This is a genomic window from Massilia sp. 01N410 (assembly GCF_056399665.1).
Genome location: NZ_JBFTRV010000002.1, coordinates 409,599 through 430,688, shown reverse-complemented (window position 1 = coordinate 430,688; position 21,090 = coordinate 409,599). Strand labels below are relative to the sequence as shown.

Sequence of the window (21,090 nt, the reverse complement as noted above, 5' to 3'; positions counted from 1 at the left end):
GGGATCTTACTCAAGGCGAGGGAGAAGGGGAGCGCGGTCCGCCAGCGGTGCGCGCCACGTTCCAGTCGATCTGCAGCCCGATCGGCTTGCCGTCCTGCAGGGCAGGGATGTAGCGGCACTGGCCCAGCACCTCGGTCATCGACCGGTCCCAGCCCGGATAGCCGCTGGGCGCCGTCACGCGCACGTTCTCCACCTTGCCCTGTTCGTCGACGCGCCAGGCGAAGCCGGCGCGGATCGGCTTGTCCTGGGCCATCACCTCGTCCGGGAAGTCGGGCAGGGCACAGCTGTCCTCGATGCGGCGCGCCTGAAGCGCGTTCGGCGGCAGGTTCGAGCGTTGCGTCACGACCGGGGCCGTGCCGGCCGGCGTCAGCTTCGGCAGACCGATTTCCTTGCCGTTGGCGGTGAGCTTGCCGTTCCTGACCTCGAGGGTCGAGACCAGCACATCGTTCTCGACGCGCGCAAAACCGCCGCCGACCAGCTTGCCGACGATGACGTCGGTCATGGTCTGGCCGAACTGGGCGGCGTTGGTCCCGTTCGGCGGCGTGCCCTGCTGCGCCGCCTGGCGCGCGGCGACGATGCCGGCGATGTCGCGCACCATCGCGACCGGTACCCGCACCTCGAAGCGCGCCACGATCTTCTTCAGCAGCGTTTTCATGTCCTGCAGGTCGGCCTCGACCGCCCCGAGCAGGCCGACGCGGCCGCGGATGCTGGCCTTGTTGCCGTGGAAGCGCGCGCTGATCTCGTCGATCTCGAGGGCCGAGCCGCGCGCGATGGCGGCCTTGCCGAAGTCGAGGAACAAGGGCTTCATGGCCGCCAGCTGCTGCTCGGGCGTCATCGTCTTCAGCTGTTCGCGGCGGCGCTCGCCGGCCTCCTGCAGCGCCGCCATCGAGGCCCGGTCGATGTTTACGAAGCGCATGTCGAAGCGGATGTCCTCGACCTTTTCGCCGGCGGCGGAGATGGCGCCGATCCGCTGCTGGAACAGCATGTCGATGGACTTCGGATGCTCCACGCTGCGCCAGCCCACGCGCACGTCGTCCATGGTCACGACCGAGGCGCCGGGCTTGGCCACGCCGCGCACGCTGGCGATGCGTACCTGGCCGTTGCCGAACCAGAGCTTGTCGCGGCTGCGGGACTGGTGCCCGGACACGGTGATGCCTTCCGCGCTCAGGCGCAGGTTCGGGTCCTCGGCGGCCAGGGTAGTCCAATGGCCCTTGAAGCCGACGGTCTTGCCGGCCTTGTCCATGTCGAGATCGAGCAGGGCCGCGTCCCAGTCGACGCGCGAATTGTCCTGGCCCGTGTAGTGCAGCGGCTGCAGGGCGAGCCGGTAAGCCAGGCGGCCCGCCCTGGCCTGCTGCCGTTCGACCGTGAAGGGCTGATCGTTGCCGAACACCGTGCGCAGCTTGGCGGCGGTCTCCGGGGTGTAGCGCACGCTCGCGATGCCGTCCAGCTGGGCGGGCAGGGGCAGGCGCGGATCCTGGGCCAGCTGCAGCTCGCCCAGGGCGGACTGCAGGGCGTCCGCGACCGGGCCCGGGGCGGGCCTGGCGGCGGCCTTGGCGACGGTCGGGTGTTCCGCGGCGAGCGCGGGGACGGCCAGCAGCGCTGCCGCCAGCAGGGAGGACGAGAGGACAGTTTTCACGGGAGGGCCGGATCGTTGTTATGTTTCCAATTATTAACGACTCGTCTTAAAAAGTCATTAACCAGGATAGTCATGAAACAAGGCGCGGCGCTGCCCGGCGGCGGCTGGCGGTACAATAACGGATTAGTCAATCTTTCCTTCCTTGAGAGTAGAGAACACCATGGCCGTCAATTCTCCCCTGCCCGTCGCCAGTGAGCTGAAACCCGTGAATGGCATCGACATCGGTTTTGCCGAAGCCGGCATCAAGAAGCCGAACCGCAAGGACGTGCTGCTGATGAAACTCGCCGAAGGCGCCACCGTCTCCGGCGTGTTCACCAAGAACCGCTTCTGCGCCGCCCCGGTCCAGGTGAGCAAGGCCAACCTGGCGGCCGCCGCCGATGGCGGCAAGCCGATCCGCGCGCTGGTGGTCAACACCGGCAACGCCAACGCCGGCACCGGCGAGACCGGCCTGGCTGCTGCCCGCGCCACCTGCGACGAAGTGGCGCGCCTGCTCGGCATCGACGCCCAGCAGGTGCTGCCGTTCTCGACCGGCGTGATCCTGGAACAGCTGCCGGTGCAGAAGATCGTCGCCGCGCTGCCGGCCGCTTGTGCGAACCTGAAGCAGGACAACTGGTTCAACGCGGCCGAAGCCATCATGACCACCGACACCCAGCCGAAGGCGGCCTCGGTCACCACGGCCATCGGCGGCCACACCGTCACGCTCACCGGCATCAGCAAGGGCGCCGGCATGATCAAGCCGAACATGGCGACCATGCTGGGCTATCTTGCCTTCGACGCCAAGGTCGCTCAGCCCGTGCTGGACGAACTGGTGCGCTACGCCGCCGACCGCTCCTTCAACTGCATCACCATCGACGGCGACACCTCGACCAACGACTCCTTCATCCTGATGGCGACGGGTACCGGCTCCCTTCGCATCGATTCGACCGACAGCCCCGACTACATCGCCCTGCGCGACGCGGTCACCGGCATCTCGACCCACCTGGCCCAGCAGATCATCCGCGACGGCGAAGGCGCGACCAAGTTCATGACCATTTCGGTGGAGCAGGGCCGCGACATGGAAGAGTGCCGCAAGATCGCTTATTCCATCGCCCACTCGCCGCTGGTGAAGACCGCCTTCTTCGCCTCGGACCCGAACCTGGGCCGCATCCTGGCCGCGATCGGCTATGCCGGCGTCGACGACCTGGACACCACCAAGCTCGATCTCTACCTGGACGACGTGCTGGTGGCGAAGGCCGGCGGCCGCAACCCGGAGTACAAGGAAGAAGACGGCCAGCGCGTGATGAAGAAGGCCGAGATCCTGGTGCGCGTCGAACTGGGCCGCGGCGATGCGAATGCCACGGTTTGGACCTGCGACCTGTCGCACGACTACGTCTCGATCAACGCCGACTATCGCTCCTGAGTTTCGCTCTTCATGAACCAGCTCGACCAGTTTCTGCATCGCGCCGAGAACCTGCTGGCCAGGTTGGAAGCGATGCTGCCCCCGGCCGTACCGCGCGAGCCGGAGTGGGGGCGCAGCTTCGCCTTCCGCTGGCGCAAGCGGCCCGGCGCCGGCCCCAACGGCCAGAAGTACCTGCAGCCGGTGCTGCACGCGTCGAACATCCGGCTGGACGACCTGCAGCACGTCGGCCGCCAGAAGGAGCAGATCGAACAGAATACCCGCCAGTTCGTCGCGCGGCGCCCGGCCAACAACGTGCTGCTGACCGGCGCACGCGGCACCGGTAAATCGTCGCTGATCAAGGCCTGCCTGAACGGCTTTGCCGGCCAGGGCCTGCGCCTGATCGAAGTCGACAAGACGGACCTGGCCGACCTGCCGGACATCGTCGACCTCGTGGCTGGCCGTCCGGAGCGCTTCGTGATCTTCTGCGACGACCTCAGTTTCGAAGAGGGCGAAGCCGGCTACAAGGCGCTGAAGGTGGCGCTGGACGGCAGCATCACGGCGCAGTCGGACAATGTGCTGATCTACGCGACCTCGAACCGCCGTCACCTGATGCCGGAAAAAATGTCGGACAACACCGGCTACAGCCATGGCGACGACGGCGACCTGCATCCCGGCGAGACGGTCGAGGAAAAGATCTCGCTGTCCGAACGCTTCGGATTGTGGCTGTCCTTCTATCCCTTCAAGCAGGACGACTACCTGGACATCGTCGGCCACTGGCTGCAAAGCTTCGGCTGCACCCCCGGGCAGATCGAGGCCGCACGCGCCGATGCCCTGCGCTGGGCGCTGGGTCGCGGCTCGCGTTCGGGACGGGTGGCCTGGCAGTTCGCCAAGGATTACGCGGGCAAGCTGGGGCAGGCCGATGGCTGAAGCAGGCAAGAAACCGATCGACGTCGCCGTCGGCATCCTGATGCGCGAGAACGGCGACGTGCTGCTCGGCCAGCGTCCGGAAGGCAAGCCCTATGCCGGCTATTGGGAATTCCCGGGCGGGAAAGTCGAGCAGGGCGAGGACATCTTCCACGCCCTGCAGCGAGAATTCGTCGAGGAGCTGGGCGTACACGTCGTCAGCGCCGAACCCTGGTGCTGCGTCGAACACGTCTACGAGCACGCCCACGTGCGCTTGTATTTCTACATCAGCCGCGAGTGGACGGGCGAGCCGCAAAGCCTGGAAGGGCAGGCCTTCGCATGGCAGGGCGGCTACTCCGTCAGTCCGCTGCTGCCGGCCACCATTCCCTTGCTGGAGTGGCTGGACCAGGTACGCTATCCGGCTTGAGCCGGCCTGGCCATTTATTGTCTGGTTGACATCGCAACGCAGGTAGAGCACGCTGTTATCTTCTCGACTATCCGGAGTTGATATGCAACGGCGTACTCTGCTTTTCGTTCTCGCTGCCGCACTGGCAGTTCCCATGGTCCATGCCCAGCAAGCGGACGCCGTGAAAAGCGCGGTCGACGCTGCCGACCGCTGGCTTGCGCTCGCCGATGCGGGCGATGGCGCCGCTACCTGGGACCAGGCCGCGTCGTCGTTCCAGGCCGCGGTCTCCAAACCCGCCTGGTCGGACACCCTCAAGAAGGCAAGGCAGCCGTTCGGCGCGGCCAAGTCGCGCAAGCTTTTGTCATCGGAATTCAAGAACTCGCTGCCGGGTGCGCCGCCCGGCGAGTATGTGCTGATCCAGTACGAGACGCAGTTCGAGCAGCGGCGGAACGCCATCGAGACCGTCGTGCCGATGCGGGAGCGGGATGGAAGCTGGAAGGTTTCCGGTTATTTCGTGAAATAAGAAAAGCATGGCGGTGGGGGCGATAGCGGACGTACGCGGCTATAGTCCAGGCATTATCGCCGCCGACGCATCTTTTTCGGCGTGCTCGCGGAAGGTGTGATTGCTGATCACATAGGCGTGAGGATTGCCTTCAACGAAGCCGCGAACGAAGGGAGCGGCCGACATGCCGCGCGGGACGAAGTGGACGCGTGCCCGCCAGCTCTGCGTCCAGAACGCGCTGTGGTTAAGTAGCAATATCAATTGCGGGAGTGTTTGCGCTCCACGCCTGTCTGCTGCCGGGCATCATCCCGCTGATGGAGCAACTGGATGAGCTGCGCTACCCTTCTCGGGCTGGTTTGGCGCTTCGATGTCGGCGGCCTGGGCGTGCCCTTCCGATACGTGGCCGACCGTGTACACGAGCAGCGACGAATCGGCGCCGGCTGGCGGCTCGCCCTGCCAGAGCCGGAAGCGCACCAGAGTCCAGGTGGCCGGCTCATAGCCGGTCACCGCCGCCAGCGCGCCGCCATCCTCGACGTCGTCGATGGCCAGCCTGGTTTCGCGTTTGCGCAGCGCTTCGAGATCGGTGCCGGGCGGGATCGCCTGCCGCGCGACGGAGGCGAAGCGCGCCTGGGCAAAGCCGGGCCTGAGTTGTGCCTGCCAGACCAGCCAGGTCTCGACCGCCGGCCTGCCGAACGACGCCGACAGGGCGGCGAAGCCGGCCCCGTTCAGGAAGGCGTGCATGCCTTCGACCGTGTTCCAGACATAGAAGGGCGCATAGGCGTTGTCCCGGCCGGCGCCGTCCTTGCGCGCGCTGAGGTAGGCCTTGAACAGCAGCCCCGGAAACCCATCGGTGAAACGGCCCTTGTCCGCGATGCGGCGGTCGATGATGGCCATGTCGTAGTCGGCAGGCAGTGGCAAGCGGTAATGCATTGCGATCATGTTGAAGCTCCAATCAAGGTAGTGGCGACAAGGCCGTTGCCGAACGACCAGTCGGCGGCATCGGCCAGCTTCCTGAGTCAGCCATGGGCGGTAGCGCGTCCAGCAGGCGCGTTGCGGTAGCGGCAGCGGGCCATCCCGCATAGAAAGCCAGGTGGGTGACCACTTCTTCCAGTTCCTGCCGGGTGACGCCATTGCCGAGCGCAGTCTGCAGGTGGAAGGGCAGTTGCTCGTCGCGACACAGCGCGATCAGGCAGGCGACCGTTACCAGGCTGCGGTCGCGTTTTCCCAGCGCAGCGCGTTCCCAGACTTCGCCGAACAGGACACGGTCCGACAGCTCGGCCAGCGCGGGTACGGCACCCAATGCGCTGGCTCCCATTCCTTTCAAAGTCGACGTCATTGCTTTCTCCATGGTTGAGGAGAACATGATATTTTCAGGAGATGGTTTTGAAAATCGAATATATCTGAAGCGATATTTCAATAAATAGGGACGATAATGCGGCGAACGAATTTCGATATGGATGCATTGCGCAGCTTTTGCGAAGGTATCGATCTCGGCAGTTTTTCGCGGGCGGCGGACAAGCTCGGACGCTCGACCTCGGCCATCAGCATGCAGCTGAAGAAGCTGGAAGAGCAGGCGAATGCCGATCTCTTGCGCAGGTCCGGGCGCGGCCTGGTGCTGACCCCGGCGGGTGAAGTGCTGCTGAGTTATGCGCGCCGGATCATCGAGCTCAACGATGAAGCGAGCTCCGCCGTGTCCGGGATGCAGATCCAGGGTGTCGTCAGGCTCGGCCTTCAGGAAGACTTTGGCGAAAGCCTGCTGTCGAATGTCCTCGGCCGTTTCATGCGCAGCCATCCGGACTTGCAGGTCGAGACGCTGATTGCCCGCAACGCCGAACTGATCGCCCGGCTCCAGGCCGGCAAGATCGATCTCGCACTTGCCTGGCATACCGCAAGCCAGTTACCCCAGGTGGAGATACTGGGCGACTATCCGATGCGCTGGATAGGACCCGCCGCACCCGGCCTCGGCGGGGAAGAAGTCCGGCGCGAACCCGTGCGCCTGGCCGTCCTGGATTCCCCCTGCGTGATGCGCAAGGCCGCGATCGACGCGCTCGACCGCGCGGGCATTCCCTGGCGTATCGTGTACACGAGTCCCAGTTTGGCCGGCGTATGGGCGGCGGTCGCCGCCGGGCTTGGCGTTACCGTACGCACCCGCCTCGGATTGCCGCAGGAATTGCGCTTGCTCACCGCCGAAGACGGCGTGCCCGAACTTCCGGATATCCGGTTGGCGCTTCTCATGGGAACCGGAACGCAGACGCCAGGCTGCGAACGGATGGCAGCGTTGATCCGGGAAGCCATCCTGGATCTGTCCCTCTCAGGGAGGTGAATGTTGACTTCTTGAAACATTTTATTTATCTTCCAAGCAATATATTGCTTCGGAGTCAAGCATGAGCCTCCTCGCCACCCTCGGCCTCAAGCCGCGCGCGGTCGTCAACGAATCCCGCGGAAAGCAGCAAGCCCAGCGACTGCTGGCCAGGCTGGAACAGGGCGCCTGGCATGAAGTCGAACAGGCGCTCGCCAAATCCAGCGAGGAGGGCCGCGACCTGCTCGTGCGCGCCATCGCCGAAGAAGAGAACGCGGTGCCGGCGGCATCGCGCTGGGTGCAGGCCCAGCCACGCTGCGCCATGGCCCAGCTGCTGCTTGGCGCCAACCTGGTAGCCGACGCATGGAAGATCCGCGGCAGCGAGTATGCGGAGGACGTCGATGCCGGCGCCTGGGAACCCTTCTTGCGGACCTTGAAGGAAGCCGAGGTGCCGCTGCAGGCCGCGGCCGCGCTCGACGCCAAGCTGGCCGATCCTTTTGCCTGGCTGATCGTGGCCGAAGTGGCCGGCGACGGCGAGGACGAGAAACTGAAAACCCTGTTCCGTGCCGCCATCGCCCGCTCGTCCCTGCACTGGGGCGCGCACTACAGCTATTTCATGGCGACCGCAGAAAAATGGTGCGGCAGCCACAAGGAGATGTTCGACTTCGTGCGCGCGGTCTCCAGGCGCAGTCCGAAGGGCCGGGTGCTGCACTGCCTGGTCGCGGTGGCGTATTGCGAGTATGCGCTGGCGACGGGAGCGAAGGGCCGCGCGACCATCCGCACGCCGCAATGCGCGGTCGAGGTCAAGGCGGCGCTGTACGCCTGGCTGGACGCCGGTCCCGCCACGCTGGAAGAGAAACTGCTGGATCTGGGCGGCGGTGTGGCCGACCTGGCGTTGAACCACTTCGCCGTGGCCTGCTACCTGTGCGGGGCGGTCAGGGAAGCCAGGCTCCTGATGGGCGCCCTGCGCGGCGGGATCCACGTGCTGCCCTGGGCCTGGATCGCCGAGGGCCCACGCGAGCGCAGCGAGCCCGGCTTCGTGCACGACCGCGTCATGCGCGAGCTGGCGCGCGGCTGAACGCAGTTCGGCCCGGCTCAGCCCTTTGCCTGGCGCGCCAGATTCTCCGGATAGCGCGCGCCTTCGATCGGGATGCTGGCGGCCGCCTGCGTGATGCCGGTGAGTTCCTCCGGCGTCAGTTCGAGTGCCATCGCGCCGAGGTTCTCGTCCAGCCGGTGCAGTTTGGTCGTACCCGGAATCGGCACGATCCACGGCTTCTGCGCCAGCAGCCAGGCCAGCGCCACCTGGGCCGGCGTCGCGCCTTTCTGCTGCGCGACCTGGCCCAGCAGCTCGACCAGGGCCTGGTTGGCCTTGCGCGCCTCGGCCGTGAAGCGCGGCAGGCTGTTACGAAAATCGTTGCTGTCGAACCGGGTGGTCTCGTCCATCTTCCCGGTCAGGAAGCCGCGTCCGAGCGGGCTGAAAGGCACGAAGCCGATGCCGAGTTCTTCGAGCAGCGGCAGGATCTCCTGCTCGGGCTCGCGCGTCCACAGCGAGTATTCGCTCTGCAGCGCCGTCACCTTCTGCACCGCATGCGCGCGGCGGATGGTGTCGGGGCCGGCTTCGGACAGGCCGAAGTGCTTCACTTTACCTTCCTTGATCAGCTGGCCGACGGTGCCGGCCACGTCCTCGATCGGCACGTTCGGATCGACGCGGTGCTGGTAGAGCAGGTCGATGGTGTCGGTCTTCAAACGCTTGAGCGAAGCCTCGGTCACTTCCCGGATGTGTTCGGGGCGGCTGTCCAGGCCGGACCAGCGCGTACCGCCGTTCGGATCGGGCGCGAAGCCGAACTTGGTGGCGATGACGACCTGCCCGCGCAGCGGCGCCAGCGCTTCGCCGACCAATTCCTCGTTGTTGAAGGGGCCGTAGACTTCGGCCGTATCGAAAAAGCTGACGCCGCGCTCGACCGCCGTGCGCAGCAGGTCGATCATGGCCTGGCGGTCCGGCGCCTGCCCGTAGGCATGGGTCATGCCCATGCAGCCCAGGCCGAGGGCCGAGACTTCGAGATTTCCCAGTTTACGTTTTTGCATCGGGAGCTCCTGACAAAAAGTGAAGAACGACTATAGCAGCCGATTCACTTTGGCGCCGGGAGCCCGGCTTGCGAGCGGCATTACTCGGCCAGCGGATCGTCCTGGGCATCGCCTGGCGTGGCGCCAGGGATCGTGTACTTTTCCTCGGCCCAGGCGCCGAGGTCGATTTGCTTGCAGCGGTCGGAGCAGAATGGACGGAACTGGTTTTCAGGCTTCCATTCGACCTTCTTGCCGCAGGTTGGACAGGATACGACGGTCATGACAGTTTTCAGAAGTTGCAGAGGGTGAGCTCAAATGGTACATCGTCTTCGAGCGCCTTGGGTTTCAGGTTCTCGCCCTGGCTCGTGAAGCGCACCCACAGCATGTATTTATTGGCCGAGATTTCCGGAATCGCGCCCAGGCTGTCGTCGATCGAGAGGCGCAGCATCTGGTAGACCTTCCCCTGCAGCATCTGCTGGTAGCTGCCGGCCACGGCGATCATCTTGACCGGGCCGCCGGAATCGCGCAGCAGGCGCAGCACCAGGGCCAGGGCGTCGAACAGCGGGGCCTGGGGCGCGAACCAGCCCATGATGTCGGCGTGGCGCTGCGCGGCGGGGCGCTGCTGCCAGGCATAGTAGGAGGGCAGGTCGAATTCGCAGGCGCCGCCCGGCATCACGGTGCGGCCGCGGATGCTCATCAGCCACTCGTTGTCGCGGATGTTCTGGCCGGTCTTGCCCTGGGCGGTGACGAGGGCATTGCTGACCGTGTCCAGCTCGGCCAGCACGGCATCGAGCATCTCGGTGGCGACGGCGGGATTGCTGCGGTAGCTCAGCAGGCTTTGCTTCTGGCGTTCCAGTTCCTGCAGCAGGTCGGACTTGAGGTCGGCGCGCCCGGCCACTTCCAGCATGTCGAAGATCGTCGCGAGAGCGACATGGTGCTGCAGAGGATGTTCCTGGTTCACAAAGAACTTGAACTTCTCGTACAGGTCCTCGAGCCGCAACAACGTGCGAATCCGCTCGTTGAATGGGTATTCGTAGACGATCAAAGTGGCATTCCTCTCGGCGTAGGCTGGCGCGACCACGTGATTCTGAACCATCGTGGGCAAAATTACAAACGCTCGTTCGGTGCGGCCGCCAATCTTGCCGCTTCGTCAAGATAAAAAGCGTGCAGGCGTTCCACCTGGGGCTCCAAGGCGCCGAGGCCGTCGTCGTTGAGGATGATGTCGTCGGCGGCAAGCCGGCGCTGGGCGCGCGTGACCTGGGCCGCCATGATGGCGCGCACCTGGGCTTCCGCCAGGCCGTTACGCGCCATCACGCGCGCCACCTGCACTTCTTCCGGGCAGTCGATGGCCAGGATCCGCGCCACCCGCTCGCGCCAGGTGCCGGATTCGATCAGCAGCGGCACCACGAAGATCACGTAGGGGCCGGTGGCCAGCAGGGCGGCGGCGGCGGTCGCTTCGCGTATCCTCGGGTGCAGGATGGCTTCCAGGCGGGCCCGCGCGCCGGGATCGGAAAACACCAGCGCGCGCATCTTCGCGCGGTCCAGCGCGCCCTCGGGCGTGGCGAACTCCGGGCCGAATTCGGCGACCAGGGCCGGCATGGCCGCGCCGTGCGGGGCGGTGAGGGAATGGGCGATCTGGTCGGTGTCGATGACCGAGGCGCCGCGCGCCGCGAACAGGTCGGCGACCGTGGTCTTGCCGCAGCCGATGCCCCCGGTCAGGCCGACGGCGAATCGCAGGGCGGCTGGCGTGGAATCCTGTTTATCCATTCAAGGCTGCGCCAGCCCCATGGCCAGGCGCGTCAGTTCCGGTCCGTAGAAGAGCGCGATCATACCAGCCCCCGCCAGATAAGGGCCGAACGGGATGTACTCGCCCTTTTTCTTCCGGCCGATCAGGATCATGGTCAGGCCGACGGCGGCGCCGACGAAGGAGGACAGCACGATGATCGTCGGCAGCATCTTCCAGCCGAACCAGGCGCCGAAGCCGGCCAGCAGCTTGAAGTCGCCTTCGCCCATGCCGATATGTCCGCGCACCAGTTCATAGGCGCGCGCCACGGCCCACAGGAAGAGGTAGCCGGCAACGGCGCCGAGCACCGCATCGCGCAGCGGCACGAAGCTGCCGTCCAGGTTGACCAGCAGGCCCAGCCACAGCAGCGGATAGGTGAGGTCGTCCGGCAGTTCCTTGTGGTCGACGTCGATCAGGGTCATCGAGATCAGCAGGTAAGTGAAGACCAATGCCGCCAGGCCCACCCAGCCGCTGCCGAAATGCCAGACCAGCAGCCCGGACAGGATGCCGCTGACCGCCTCGACGACCGGGTAGCGGGCCGAGATCGGCGCCTTGCAATTGCTGCACTTGCCGCGCAGGACGAGCCAGCTGAGGATCGGGATGTTCTCCAGCGCCGTGATCTGGTGGCCGCAATGCGGGCAGGCCGACCTCGGCACCATCAGGTTGTAGCGTTCGGGGAAGGGCAGCGGTTTGCCCTCCTTGTCCGCGATGTAGTTGTCGATCTCGCGCTGGCGCATGATCGGCAGGCGGTGCACGACCACGTTCAGGAAGCTGCCGATCAGCAGGCCGAAGATGGCGGCCGCGATGGCCGGGATCAGGCTGGCGGGCGCGGCGAATAAAAGGGTGTCCGGATGCATGGCTGGGAAGGCAGTAAATAGGTTGATTCCGTGAATCAACCTATTCTATGGGGTTTTGCCGGCTTTGGGCAGCCGAACCTGTTGCTCGGCCCAGCGGGCGAAGTGGCTGCCGACCCACAGGTCGCCCTCGTAGCTGAGGTGGCCGATGTCGCGGTACATCAGGTGGCCGTCGATCATGGCCCTGCACTGGCGTTCGTCGCACAGCGCATCCGAGGCGCGGAACCACTCGACCTGCGGGAACATGCGCGCCGTCTCCTTGCGGATCTGCTCGTGCTGCTCGACCTGGCTGTCCCATTCGCTGCGCGGAATCGCGCACGGCGCGGTGGTGGCCGACGAGGCCACGCCGGCGCGCTTGATGCAGGTACGCGGGTCGAAGGACAGGTCGGGGATGTCCTCGATGACGATCACCCGCTTGCCGGCGGCCAGGAAGCGGCGGTAGGTGTCGCGCGCGGCATCGATCGCCGGCCTGGAGCCGGGAGCGAAGCCGAGCCGCAGGTGGGTCGCGAAGATCACGGTCTTGATCGACGGCGTCTTCAGCGCCAGTTCCAGCATCGGCTGGGTGGCTTTCTGGTACGGGTCGTCGCCGGCCGCCAGGCCCCAGTAGGGGACGCGGGTGCCCATCATCATCAGGTTCTCGCCCTGGCTCTTGTAGTAATTCGTGAGGCCCGCCACCACGTGGTAGGCGTGGCTGTCGCCGAGCAGGGCCACGGTCGGATCGCGGTCCGGCCAGGCCAGCAGGCAGTATTCGTACATGGAGGCGAAACCGTAGCGCTGCTTGCAGGCGGCGGCGTTGGCCTTGTCCTCGACGATGACCAGGGCCTTCTGGTTGGCCAGGTTGTCCTGGATCGGGGCGCGCTGCGGCAAGCCGTCGCGGCTGAACACATAGGCGCCGGCCAGGCCGGTGGCTGCCATCAATGCGCACAGCAGCGCCACCGGCAGGCGCGCCCGGCGGCCCGACAGGCCGCGCAGCGGCCGTTCCAGCAACAGGTAGGACAGCCAGGCCAGGACCAGCGCCGCCAGCAGGGCGACGATGCGGATGCGCGGCGCCGGCAGGTGGCCCTCGACGATCTGGGCGAAGGACAGCAGCGGCCAGTGCCACAGGTAGAAGGGATAGCTGATCAGGCCGATCCAGACGGCGAGCCGGTTGCCCAGCACCACCCGGTTGATCCAGGCGCGCGGACCGGCGGCGATGAGCAGTACTGCCGCCGCCACCGGCACCAGTGCCCGCCAGCCCGGGAAATGTTCCTGCTTGGTGAGCGCCACGCCGAAGGCCAGCAGGGCCAGGCCGAGCAGGGCCATGCCGTTCGTCTTCCCGCCCGTCGTGCCGTCGGCGGTGTTGCGGTGCGCGGCGCAGGCCAGCAGCGCGCCGGCCAGCAGTTCCCAGGCCCGGCTCAGCGGCGAATAGAAGGTGGCGGTGCCATGGTGGGTGACGCCGACCGCGTTCAGCACGAAGGACAGCAGCGCCAGGGCGGCGGTGACGGCCACCAGGTTGGCACGCCCGCGCGAGGCCAGCCGCCAGGTCAGCAACAGCGCGGCCGGCCAGACGATGTAGAACTGCTCCTCGATCCCCAGCGACCACAGGTGCAGCAGGGGCTTGGTGTCGGCGCTGGTGTCGAAGTAGCCGACTTGCGCCCAGTAGAAGAAGTTGGCGGAGAAGCTGGCGCCGCCGCCCACGTGCTTGCCCAGTTGCGCGTACTCGTCGGGGAACAGGGCGTACCAGCCGAAGGCGAGGCAGGCGAACATGACCGCCAGCAGCGAGGGGAAGATCCGCTTGACGCGGCGCGCATAGAAGCCGGCGATGCTGAAGCGGTCCTGCTGCAGTTCGCGCAGCAGGATGCCGGAGATCAGGAAGCCGGAGATGACGAAGAACACGTCGACGCCGATGAAGCCGCCCGGCAGCAAGGTCGGGAAGGCGTGGAACAGGACCACCGACAGCACCGCGACGGCGCGCAGGCCGTCGATGTCGGGCCGGTAGGGAAGGTGGGTGGTGGCGGCAGGCGTGGCGGCCTTCGGCGCCTCGGTGACGCTCGACGGTTCGATGCTCAAGATTCAGGACCCCGGTGATGATGCAATTTTGCAATTTCCTATTGTCATCTACCGGGGCCCGCAGTGCAAGTTCAGCCGGCCTTGGCCCCCGCGAAATGGGCCTCGATCTCTTCCAGGGTCTTGCCGCGCGTCTCGGGCAGGAGGAAGGCGGCGGCCAGGAAATAAACCACCGAGCAGGCCGCGCCGAAGAAGAACACCGCCGAATAGCCGTGGCGGCCGACGATGGGCAGGAACAGGGCCGCGAAGGCGGTCGAGACGAACTGGTTGATCAGCAGGGCGATGCTCATGCCGTTCGAGCGGATCCGGGTCGGCATCAGTTCCGACAGCGCCAGCCACACGCACACGCCGGGGCCGACCGCGAAGCTGGCGACGAACACGGCGATCGCCAGCGCCACCTGCCAGCCGCGTTCCGGCGGCGGCAGGGCGCCCAGGCGCGCGCTTTCGATCGTCAGCGGCGCGGCGGCCGCCGCGGCCGGATCGGGGAAGGGGTTCAGGTGGAGGCGACGGAAGGCCTTGCCCAGCACGCTGTCCGGCTGCACCGCATCGGCGCGGCGCGCCTGCAGCAGCGGCAGGGCGGGATCGTCGCTGCGCAAGGTCTGCACATTGGTGAAGGGGCCGTAGGCATAGGCGACCGTGAGCACCTGCGGCCCGGCGCCGGCGCCGGCAGCGGCGCCGAGGCGCTGCAGGGTGGGCGCATCCATGCGCAGCGCCAGGCTGTCGTTTTCGATCATGGCCGCTACCGCCGTGCTTACGTCGCGCTGCTGCGCCTCGGTATCGTGGAACAGCAGGCCGGCCGCCAGCGAGGCGATCACGATGCCGGCGCTGCCCAGCATCAGCAGCGACTTCCTGCCGAGGCGGTCGACCAGGAACACGGCCAGCATCGTCATCAGGGCGTTGATCACCTTGAGCATGACGTCGGCGGCGTTCGCGGTGGCGCCCGGCAGGCCGGCGCGGCCGAGGATGTTGACCACATAGGCCAGCACCGAGTTGATGCCGGTGGCCTGGGTGCAGGCCAGGATCAGGCAGGCCAGCAGGAAGGGGAAGACGTAGCGGCGCGACAGCAGCGGATCGGCGGCGTTGCGGGCGGCCGGAATGCGCCGCATCTCGGCCAGTTCGAATTCGGCCTCGGCCGGCGTGCGGGTGCGCAGCAGGGCCGCGCGGGCTTCGCGGTCGCGGCCGCGGCGCGCCAGCCAGCGCGGCGATTCGGCCAGCAGCAGGCAGCCGCCAGTGAAGACGAGGCCGGGCGCCAGGCACATCCAGAAGATGGCGCGCCAGGCGTGGTCCTTGGCCGCCAATACGGCCGCCGCGCGCAGCTGCTCGGGCAGGGCCGCCGCGGCCTGCGAGGCGGTCTCCACGCTGCGCGCCTGCACCAGCCCGATCACGGCGGCGGCCACCAGGCCCACCGTCAGCAGCAGCTGGAACAGGGCGGCGCCGCGTCCGCGCTGGCGCGCGTGCAGGCATTCGGCCAGGTAGAGCGGCACGATCACGCCGATCAGGCCGCCGCTCACGCCTTGCAGCAGGCGGCCCAGCAGCAGCGGCACGTAGCCGTCCGCCAGCGCGATCACGGGGATGCTGATGACGAACAGGAAGCCGGACAGCGCCATCGCCGCGCGCCGTCCGATCAGGTCGGCGAGAAAGCCGGCGAACAGCGAGGACAGCACGGAGCCGAGCAGCACCGCGGCCACGATGAAGCTCAGTTCCTGGGCGCCGAGCTTCCAGGTCAGCGAGGCGGTCGATTCCAGGTAGGGCAGGGCGCCGGCGATGATGCCGACGTCGATCCCGTACAGCAGGCCGCCCATGCCGGCGATGCACAGGAGGTAGGCGGTGGAGCGGGCGGGGGAGGCGGAAAGCATGGCGGACATCATGGCTCCGTTAAGAAAGATCGATGGCTTCGCCTTCGACGAAGACGGCCATCGGCTGCAGGTCGGCGTCGAGGACGACGATGTCGGCCCAGGCGCCGGGCACCAGGCGGCCGCGTTCGGATTCGCCCAGGTAGTCGGCCGGGAAGCGCGACAGGCGGTTGCTGGCGTCGTGCATCGTCAAGCCGATATCGACGAAATTGCGCAGGGCCTGGTCCATGGTCAGGGCGCTGCCGGCCAGCGAGCCGCTGCCGAGCCGCACGCAGCCCTGGCACTTGAACACGCGCTGGCTGCCGAGCGCATACTCGCCGTCCGGCATGCCGGTGGCGGAGGTGGCGTCGGTCACGCCGTACAGGCGCGGGATCGCGCGCAGCGCCGCGCGCAGGGCGCCGGGGCCGACGTGCTGCAGGTCGGGGATGACTTCCGCGTACTCGGCATGGGCGAGGGCGGCGCCCACCATGCCCGGCTCGCGGTGGTGCAGGGCGCTCATGCCGTTGAACAGGTGGGTGAAGCCGGCGGCGCCGGCCTGCAGGGCGGCCAGGCCGTCCTCGTAGCTGCCGGCGCTGTGGCCGAGCTGGACCCGGATGCCCATCGCCGCCAGCTGCGGGATCAGTGCCAGGTGGCCGTCGATTTCGGGCGCCAGGGTCAGCACGCGGATCGGTGCGATCGCGTGCAGCGCGCGCACCAGGTCCAGGCTGGCGGTCATGACGTCGGGCGGCTGGGCGCCCAGGCGGGCCGGGTTGATGAAGGGACCTTCCAGGTGCACGCCCAGCATGCGCGCGGTGCCGGCCGGACGTTCGCCGATCGGGCCGGCCAGGCCGCTCAGGGCCTTGCGGATCGCGGCTTCGCGCGCCGTCATGGTGGTGCCGAGCAGGGAGGTGGTGCCGTGGCGCGCATGGTGGCGCGCCACCGTGGCGCCGGCGTCGCCGCCCTGCATGATGTCGACGCCGCCGGCGCCGTGAACGTGCAGGTCGATGAAGCCGGGCAGGATCCACGGTCCGCCGGCGGCGGCCGAATCCTCGCTGATGCTGTCGATACGTTGACCGAATCGGATACTGCCTGCGATCCAGCCGTCGGGGGTGAGGATTCTGCCGTCGAGCACTCTCTATTCCGCGATATGTAATTCGATGCCCAGCTTGAGCAGCCCTTCGCGGTACTCGGGGCTGATGCCGGCATCGGTGATGATGGTATGGATCCGGTCCAGCTGCGCGATGCGGTGCAGGCTGACCCGGCCGAACTTGGAACTGTCGGTCAGGACGATGATGCGTTTGGCGCGCTCGACCATCATGCGGTTCAGGCTCGCCTCGGCCTCATGATGGGTGGTGACGCCGAACTGCAGGTCGAGGCCGTCCACGCCCAGGAACAGCTTGTCGAAGTTGTAGACCTGCAGGCAGGCCTCGGCCTGGCTGCCCTGGAAGGACAGCGACTGCTTGCGCAGCAGGCCGCCGGTCAGGATCAGGTCGATGCCGGGCGCGTCGGCCAGCTCCCAGGCGATGTTCAGGCCGTTCGTCGCGACCGTGACGCCGCTGGCGTCGAGCAGGTTGCGCGCCAAAAAGATGGTGGTGGAACCGGAGTCGATCACGATGTTGTCGCCGGCCTCCACCAGCGAGGCCGCGAAGGCGCCGATGCGCTCCTTCTGCTCGTGGTACAGGGCGTCCTTCTGGCGCATGGTCTGCTCCGGCGGCGGCACCCGCGTCAGTACCGCGCCGCCGTGGCTGCGCGTGACCAGGCCCTGGCTGCCCAGGGCGGACAGGTCGTGGCGGATGGTCACGGCCGAGACCCCGAGCTGCTCCACCAGTTCGGTCACCTGGACCGAGCCCTGGCGGGAGAGCATTTGCAGGATCGTTTCGCGGCGCTGGCTGGTATTTCGCATGGTGTCGGTCTCGGCTCGTCGGCGTTGGAAAAATGCCGAGCTTAACAGATAGCGACGGGCTTGCCGACTGCCGCCATGTTGCGGCTGCAGGCACGCGCATACTGGGCCAGCACGAGGCCGATCCGGTGCTCCACCAGCGCCAGTGGATCGGTGGACAGGCGGTCCTGCAGCACCTCAAGGTACTGGTCCGGCAGGTACTGGCTGAGCAGGGGCAGCGGAATCGCGCGCCGGCGCAGGTTGGCGAACAGGCGCTCGACGGCGGCGGCGACCGGCGGCTCGCCCCAGTAGTAGCGGCAGCGGTCGCTGAGCGCATAGCGGCGCAGCAGGCGCTGTTCCTCGCTGCTGCCGTGATAGTGCTTGCGCCAGTGGGCGGGCTTGGCCAGCATGACTTCGTCCAGCACCTGCATCAGGCGCGAACTTTCGGCGGCCGGCACCAGTTCGTCCTCGATGCTGCACAGGGCCAGCAGGCCTTCGCGCATGGCGAAGGTGGCGGCCGGGCCGACCTTCAGGATCGCGAAGTGGTCGCGCACCATCTGGTGCAGCGCGATCTCGTGCTGGTAGTCGGTCGAGTGGGCTTCGAACACCAGGCCGGGCTGGTCGGCGATGAAGCTTGACAGCGCCGCCGCCGGTGCCGGCGTGTAATGCTGCACCTGGCTGTGGTCGAAGTCGACGCCCGGCTGCACCACCATCGCGATCACGCGGCGCCAGGCGCCGTGCAGGCCGGCGTGGAGGAAGGCGTGGCAATGCACGGACAGGGTGCGGCGCGCGGCCTCGGGGGTGGTCGGGGCGCCGGCGTCGACCAGGCTGGCCTCGCCGCCGGGGATCGGTACTTCGGTGCCGATCACGTACACCGGCGGCGGATGGCCGGCGGCCGCCGCGGCGGCATCGGCGATGCGGGCCAGGCGCGCCGAGCGCTCCGCCACGATCTCGTCGGGCAGGCGTTCGGGATCGTCGGCGCAGCGCATGCTGCAGTCGAGGTGGATCTTGTGGAAGCCGGCGGCGGCGTAGTCGGCCACCAGGGTCTCGGCATGCGCCATCGCGGTGGCGGCATCCAGTTCCTGCCAGGCGTTCGGGCCGAGGTGATCGCCGCCCAGCACCAGCCGCTCGGCCGGGAAGCCGCGCTCGCGCGCCAGCGCCAGCACGTGCTCGCGGAACATCGCCGGCGTCATGCCGGTGTAGCCGCCGAACTGGTCGACCTGGTTCGAGGTCGCTTCGACCAGCAGCGGGGTGTCGTAGTCGGCGGCCACGCGCATGGCGGCGCCCAGCACCGTCGGGTGGCTGCAGCAGACGCTGTACAGGCCGACGGCGTCGCCGCGCCGGTGCGCCTTGACAATGTCCTGGACGGGGGAGGTCTGGTTCATGGTGTCGCGAAGTCCTTCAATTGTTGACGGATCAGGAGCGCGGCGCCGCGCACGCCGCCGGCGTCGCCGAAGCGCGGCGGCAGGACCGGCGGCGGGTGGGCGCCGGCGAACAGGTGGCGGCGCAGCGCTTCCGGCAGGTCGCGGTAGAGGTGCGGCAGGTTCGACAGGCCGCCGCCCAGCACGATCGCATGCGGGTCGAGGCCAAGCACGACGCAGGCCAGGCCGTGGGCCAGCAGGTCGAGGTGGACCTCGAGCGTGCGCCGGGCGATCTCGTCGCCGGCATTGGCGCGCGCGGCGATGGCGAGGGGCTCGGCGCCGTCGCCGCCCAGGTGGCGGTGCAGGCCTTGCATGCCGGGGCCGGACACATAGCGTTCCAGGCAGGCGGTGCGGCCGCAGGGGCAGGGGATGAGGTCGAGGCCGTAGCGCGCGGCCAGGGTGGCCGGCAGCGGCCAGTGGCCCCATTCGCCGGCGATGCCGTTGCGGCCGCGCAGCAAGCTCCCGCCCACGCAATAGCCGGCGCCGGCGCCGGTGCCGAGGATGACGCCGAACATGCTCGGCAGGCCGTCGGCGGCGCCGCCGTCGGCTTCGGACAGGGCGAAGCACTGGCAGTCGTTGCCGGTGACGACGGGCCGCGCCAGCGCGTCCTGCAGCATCGCCCGCACTTCGCGGCCGTTCAGGGCCGGCACGTTGGAGCTGAGCTGGCGGCCGCTGATGCCGTCGGTGACGCCGGGCAGGCCGATGCCGACCGGCGCCTCGGCGCCCAGCGCCGCATCGGCGCGCCGCACCAGGGCGCACACGGCCTCGGTAAAGGCGGTGATGTCTTCGCCCGGGGTGGCGATGCGCTCGCGGTGCACTTCGCGCAGGCCGGCGTCGTAGCTCGCCAGCTCGATCTTGGTGCCGCCGATGTCGATGCCGTGGAAGCCAGCGGGATCAGTCATGCTCGTTTTCCTGCGCATGTGCATAGATGGTGACGCCCTGGACGACGCGGTTGACGGTGCCGCTGGCGAAAGGATTGTCGGGGCGCAGGCCGAGGGCGGCCGACTGGTGCAGGGCATACTGCTGCGCCATCAGCAGCCACAGCGGGGCCAGCCAGGCGTCGGTCCAGTCGGGCGCATCGGCGCCGAAATCGCCGCCCACGCCCACCGTCAGCACCCGGGCCGCCACGCCGTCGCGGCGCAGTTCGTCCAGCAGGTCGGTTTCGTAGCGGCGCGCCAGCGGCTTGCCGCTATAGAACAGCACCACCAGCGAGGCCGCGTTCAGCGCCGACTTCGGGCCGTGGCGGAAGCCCAGCGGGGTATCGGCCATGCCCAGCACGCGGCCGCCGGTCAGCTCCAGCAGCTTGAGGGCGGCTTCGCGCGCCAGCGCTTCCAGCGGGCCGCTGCCGAGGTAGGCCACGCGCTCGACCGGATGCGCGGCCAGCGCGGCGGCGGCCGGCGCCCAGTGCGCCAGCGCGCGTTCCGCCGCATCCGCCAGCCGTTCGGGACGTGCCGCGCAATCGGCATCGCCGCTCAGCACGCACAGCGCCGCCAGCAGCATGGAGGTGAAGCTGCTGGTCATCGCGAAGCCGCGGTCGCAGCTGGCGGCCGGCATCAGCAGCACGCAGGCGGCGGCGTCGTTGGCGCCGCGCACCGCCAGCGCGCCGGATGGGTTGCAGGTGATATGCAGGAAGCGGGCATCGGCCACGGTGGCGCGCACCAGCTCGACCGCGGCCAGGCTTTCCGGACTGTCGCCGCTGCGGGCGAAGGACACCAGCAGGGTCGGGGCGCCTGGGTCGAGGTAGAGCTCCGGATGGGTGAGCAGGCTGGTGGTGGCGATCGCGCGCACCTGGGCGGCGCAGCGCGCATTCAACTCGTCGGCGACGATCTGGCCCGCATAGGCCGAGCTGCCGGCCCCGGTCAGGATGACGCGCTGGCGCGGATCGTCCAGGCGCTGACCGAGGAAGGCGGCGACGCGATCCTGGTGGGCGCGCAGGCTGGCCGACAGGGCGCGCCAGACCGCCGGCTGCTGGGCGATTTCTTCGGCAGTATATAAGCCGCCGATGTCCTGCCAGGTGGTCGCGTCGCGTTCGAGAAGAGTGGTCATTGGATATTTGCGAAAGTATTCGGTGGAAAAATCATAAATAG

The 21,090-nt window shown here is 67.9% G+C and carries 21 protein-coding genes; 6 read left to right on the top strand and 15 right to left on the bottom strand.

Going from position 1 to position 21,090, the window contains the following annotated elements; translation table 11 throughout:
- Positions 1–10 precede the first annotated feature (10 nt).
- The gene (locus AC1DOP_RS04520; RefSeq protein ID WP_477250033.1) at positions 11–1,636 is read right to left on the bottom strand and encodes a DUF945 family protein; all 1,626 of its coding nucleotides are present in this window, start codon (positions 1,634–1,636) and stop codon (positions 11–13) included.
- 160 nt (positions 1,637–1,796) lie between these two features.
- On the opposite strand from AC1DOP_RS04520, the gene argJ reads away from it, so the two are divergent.
- The 4 genes from argJ to AC1DOP_RS04500 all read left to right on the top strand — a co-directional run bounded on the left by argJ (position 1,797) and on the right by AC1DOP_RS04500 (position 4,846).
- A complete protein-coding gene (gene argJ / locus AC1DOP_RS04515; RefSeq protein WP_442122230.1) occupies positions 1,797–3,035 on the top strand; it encodes a bifunctional glutamate N-acetyltransferase/amino-acid acetyltransferase ArgJ in 1,239 nt (412 codons plus the stop codon).
- Positions 3,036–3,047: 12 nt separating this feature from the next.
- Complete coding sequence (locus tag AC1DOP_RS04510; RefSeq protein ID WP_442122231.1) at positions 3,048–3,941, top strand: ATP-binding protein; 894 nt, start codon at positions 3,048–3,050, stop codon at positions 3,939–3,941.
- The gene (locus tag AC1DOP_RS04505) at positions 3,934–4,344 is read left to right on the top strand and encodes an NUDIX domain-containing protein (protein WP_442122232.1); all 411 of its coding nucleotides are present in this window, start codon (positions 3,934–3,936) and stop codon (positions 4,342–4,344) included. Before AC1DOP_RS04510 ends, AC1DOP_RS04505 begins: the two co-directional genes overlap by 8 nt.
- A gap of 82 nt (positions 4,345–4,426) precedes the next feature.
- Complete coding sequence (locus AC1DOP_RS04500; RefSeq protein WP_442122233.1) at positions 4,427–4,846, top strand: DUF4019 domain-containing protein; 420 nt, start codon at positions 4,427–4,429, stop codon at positions 4,844–4,846.
- 282 nt (positions 4,847–5,128) lie between these two features.
- On the opposite strand, the gene AC1DOP_RS04495 is transcribed toward AC1DOP_RS04500, so the two are convergent.
- The gene (locus AC1DOP_RS04495; RefSeq protein ID WP_477250029.1) at positions 5,129–5,764 is read right to left on the bottom strand and encodes a DUF4865 family protein; all 636 of its coding nucleotides are present in this window, start codon (positions 5,762–5,764) and stop codon (positions 5,129–5,131) included.
- Positions 5,765–5,777: 13 nt separating this feature from the next.
- A complete protein-coding gene (locus tag AC1DOP_RS04490; protein ID WP_477250027.1) occupies positions 5,778–6,188 on the bottom strand; it encodes a carboxymuconolactone decarboxylase family protein in 411 nt (136 codons plus the stop codon).
- 90 nt (positions 6,189–6,278) lie between these two features.
- Here AC1DOP_RS04490 and AC1DOP_RS04485 point away from each other — a divergent pair, with 90 nt between their 5' ends.
- Positions 6,279–7,148: a LysR substrate-binding domain-containing protein gene (locus tag AC1DOP_RS04485; protein WP_477250025.1), complete on the top strand. Its 870-nt coding sequence runs from the start codon at positions 6,279–6,281 to the stop codon at positions 7,146–7,148.
- Positions 7,149–7,209: 61 nt separating this feature from the next.
- The gene (locus AC1DOP_RS04480; protein WP_477250023.1) at positions 7,210–8,202 is read left to right on the top strand and encodes a hypothetical protein; all 993 of its coding nucleotides are present in this window, start codon (positions 7,210–7,212) and stop codon (positions 8,200–8,202) included.
- Positions 8,203–8,219: 17 nt separating this feature from the next.
- Here the strand turns inward: AC1DOP_RS04480 and AC1DOP_RS04475 are convergent, their stop codons facing one another.
- From AC1DOP_RS04475 to AC1DOP_RS04420, 12 genes are all read right to left on the bottom strand, one after another.
- Positions 8,220–9,209 (bottom strand): aldo/keto reductase, encoded by a 990-nt coding sequence (locus AC1DOP_RS04475; protein WP_442122238.1) that lies wholly within the window; start codon positions 9,207–9,209, stop codon positions 8,220–8,222.
- An 80-nt stretch (positions 9,210–9,289) separates the two neighbouring features.
- Positions 9,290–9,469 carry a DNA gyrase inhibitor YacG gene (gene yacG, locus AC1DOP_RS04470; RefSeq protein WP_442122239.1) on the bottom strand — a complete coding sequence of 60 codons (180 nt, stop codon included), beginning with the start codon at positions 9,467–9,469 and terminating at the stop codon, positions 9,290–9,292.
- Between the two features lie 8 nt (positions 9,470–9,477).
- Positions 9,478–10,233: a cell division protein ZapD gene (gene zapD / locus AC1DOP_RS04465; protein WP_442122330.1), complete on the bottom strand. Its 756-nt coding sequence runs from the start codon at positions 10,231–10,233 to the stop codon at positions 9,478–9,480.
- A 62-nt stretch (positions 10,234–10,295) separates the two neighbouring features.
- Positions 10,296–10,955, bottom strand: a complete 660-nt coding sequence (coaE, locus tag AC1DOP_RS04460) for a dephospho-CoA kinase (RefSeq protein ID WP_442122240.1) — start codon at positions 10,953–10,955, stop codon at positions 10,296–10,298.
- The gene (locus tag AC1DOP_RS04455) at positions 10,956–11,828 is read right to left on the bottom strand and encodes a prepilin peptidase (RefSeq protein WP_442122241.1); all 873 of its coding nucleotides are present in this window, start codon (positions 11,826–11,828) and stop codon (positions 10,956–10,958) included.
- 45 nt (positions 11,829–11,873) lie between these two features.
- Positions 11,874–13,874 (bottom strand): acyltransferase family protein, encoded by a 2,001-nt coding sequence (locus AC1DOP_RS04450; protein WP_477250019.1) that lies wholly within the window; start codon positions 13,872–13,874, stop codon positions 11,874–11,876.
- Between the two features lie 71 nt (positions 13,875–13,945).
- Entirely contained in the window at positions 13,946–15,727 is a 1,782-nt protein-coding gene (locus AC1DOP_RS04445) for an MFS transporter (protein ID WP_477250017.1), read from the bottom strand.
- A 19-nt stretch (positions 15,728–15,746) separates the two neighbouring features.
- On the bottom strand, positions 15,747–16,835 hold the full coding sequence (locus tag AC1DOP_RS04440; RefSeq protein ID WP_442122244.1) for an N-acetylglucosamine-6-phosphate deacetylase: 1,089 nt from the start codon (positions 16,833–16,835) through the stop codon (positions 15,747–15,749).
- Between the two features lie 3 nt (positions 16,836–16,838).
- Entirely contained in the window at positions 16,839–17,606 is a 768-nt protein-coding gene (gene agaR / locus AC1DOP_RS04435; protein ID WP_442122245.1) for a transcriptional repressor AgaR, read from the bottom strand.
- A 41-nt stretch (positions 17,607–17,647) separates the two neighbouring features.
- A complete protein-coding gene (locus AC1DOP_RS04430; RefSeq protein ID WP_442122246.1) occupies positions 17,648–18,967 on the bottom strand; it encodes a D-tagatose-bisphosphate aldolase, class II, non-catalytic subunit in 1,320 nt (439 codons plus the stop codon).
- Positions 18,964–19,905, bottom strand: coding sequence for an ROK family protein (locus AC1DOP_RS04425; protein ID WP_442122247.1), 942 nt, complete (start codon positions 19,903–19,905; stop codon positions 18,964–18,966). The genes AC1DOP_RS04430 and AC1DOP_RS04425 overlap by 4 nt, the downstream gene beginning before the upstream one ends.
- Positions 19,898–21,049, bottom strand: a complete 1,152-nt coding sequence (locus AC1DOP_RS04420; protein ID WP_477250014.1) for an SIS domain-containing protein — start codon at positions 21,047–21,049, stop codon at positions 19,898–19,900. The genes AC1DOP_RS04425 and AC1DOP_RS04420 overlap by 8 nt, the downstream gene beginning before the upstream one ends.
- Between the last annotated feature and the right edge of the window lie 41 nt (positions 21,050–21,090).

Coding starts and splice junctions, on each gene's coding strand:
- AC1DOP_RS04425 (WP_442122247.1), bottom strand. CDS start 19,905: ATGACTGATCCCGCTGGCTTCCACGGCATCGACATCGGCGGCACCAAG.
- agaR (WP_442122245.1), bottom strand. CDS start 17,606: ATGCGAAATACCAGCCAGCGCCGCGAAACGATCCTGCAAATGCTCTCC.
- AC1DOP_RS04510 (WP_442122231.1), top strand. CDS start 3,048: ATGAACCAGCTCGACCAGTTTCTGCATCGCGCCGAGAACCTGCTGGCC.
- AC1DOP_RS04505 (WP_442122232.1), top strand. CDS start 3,934: ATGGCTGAAGCAGGCAAGAAACCGATCGACGTCGCCGTCGGCATCCTG.
- AC1DOP_RS04430 (WP_442122246.1), bottom strand. CDS start 18,967: ATGAACCAGACCTCCCCCGTCCAGGACATTGTCAAGGCGCACCGGCGC.
- AC1DOP_RS04480 (WP_477250023.1), top strand. CDS start 7,210: ATGAGCCTCCTCGCCACCCTCGGCCTCAAGCCGCGCGCGGTCGTCAAC.
- yacG (WP_442122239.1), bottom strand. CDS start 9,469: ATGACCGTCGTATCCTGTCCAACCTGCGGCAAGAAGGTCGAATGGAAG.
- AC1DOP_RS04455 (WP_442122241.1), bottom strand. CDS start 11,828: ATGCATCCGGACACCCTTTTATTCGCCGCGCCCGCCAGCCTGATCCCG.
- AC1DOP_RS04420 (WP_477250014.1), bottom strand. CDS start 21,049: ATGACCACTCTTCTCGAACGCGACGCGACCACCTGGCAGGACATCGGC.
- AC1DOP_RS04500 (WP_442122233.1), top strand. CDS start 4,427: ATGCAACGGCGTACTCTGCTTTTCGTTCTCGCTGCCGCACTGGCAGTT.
- argJ (WP_442122230.1), top strand. CDS start 1,797: ATGGCCGTCAATTCTCCCCTGCCCGTCGCCAGTGAGCTGAAACCCGTG.
- coaE (WP_442122240.1), bottom strand. CDS start 10,955: ATGGATAAACAGGATTCCACGCCAGCCGCCCTGCGATTCGCCGTCGGC.
- AC1DOP_RS04495 (WP_477250029.1), bottom strand. CDS start 5,764: ATGATCGCAATGCATTACCGCTTGCCACTGCCTGCCGACTACGACATG.
- AC1DOP_RS04475 (WP_442122238.1), bottom strand. CDS start 9,209: ATGCAAAAACGTAAACTGGGAAATCTCGAAGTCTCGGCCCTCGGCCTG.
- AC1DOP_RS04485 (WP_477250025.1), top strand. CDS start 6,279: ATGGATGCATTGCGCAGCTTTTGCGAAGGTATCGATCTCGGCAGTTTT.
- AC1DOP_RS04490 (WP_477250027.1), bottom strand. CDS start 6,188: ATGTTCTCCTCAACCATGGAGAAAGCAATGACGTCGACTTTGAAAGGA.
- AC1DOP_RS04445 (WP_477250017.1), bottom strand. CDS start 15,727: ATGCTTTCCGCCTCCCCCGCCCGCTCCACCGCCTACCTCCTGTGCATC.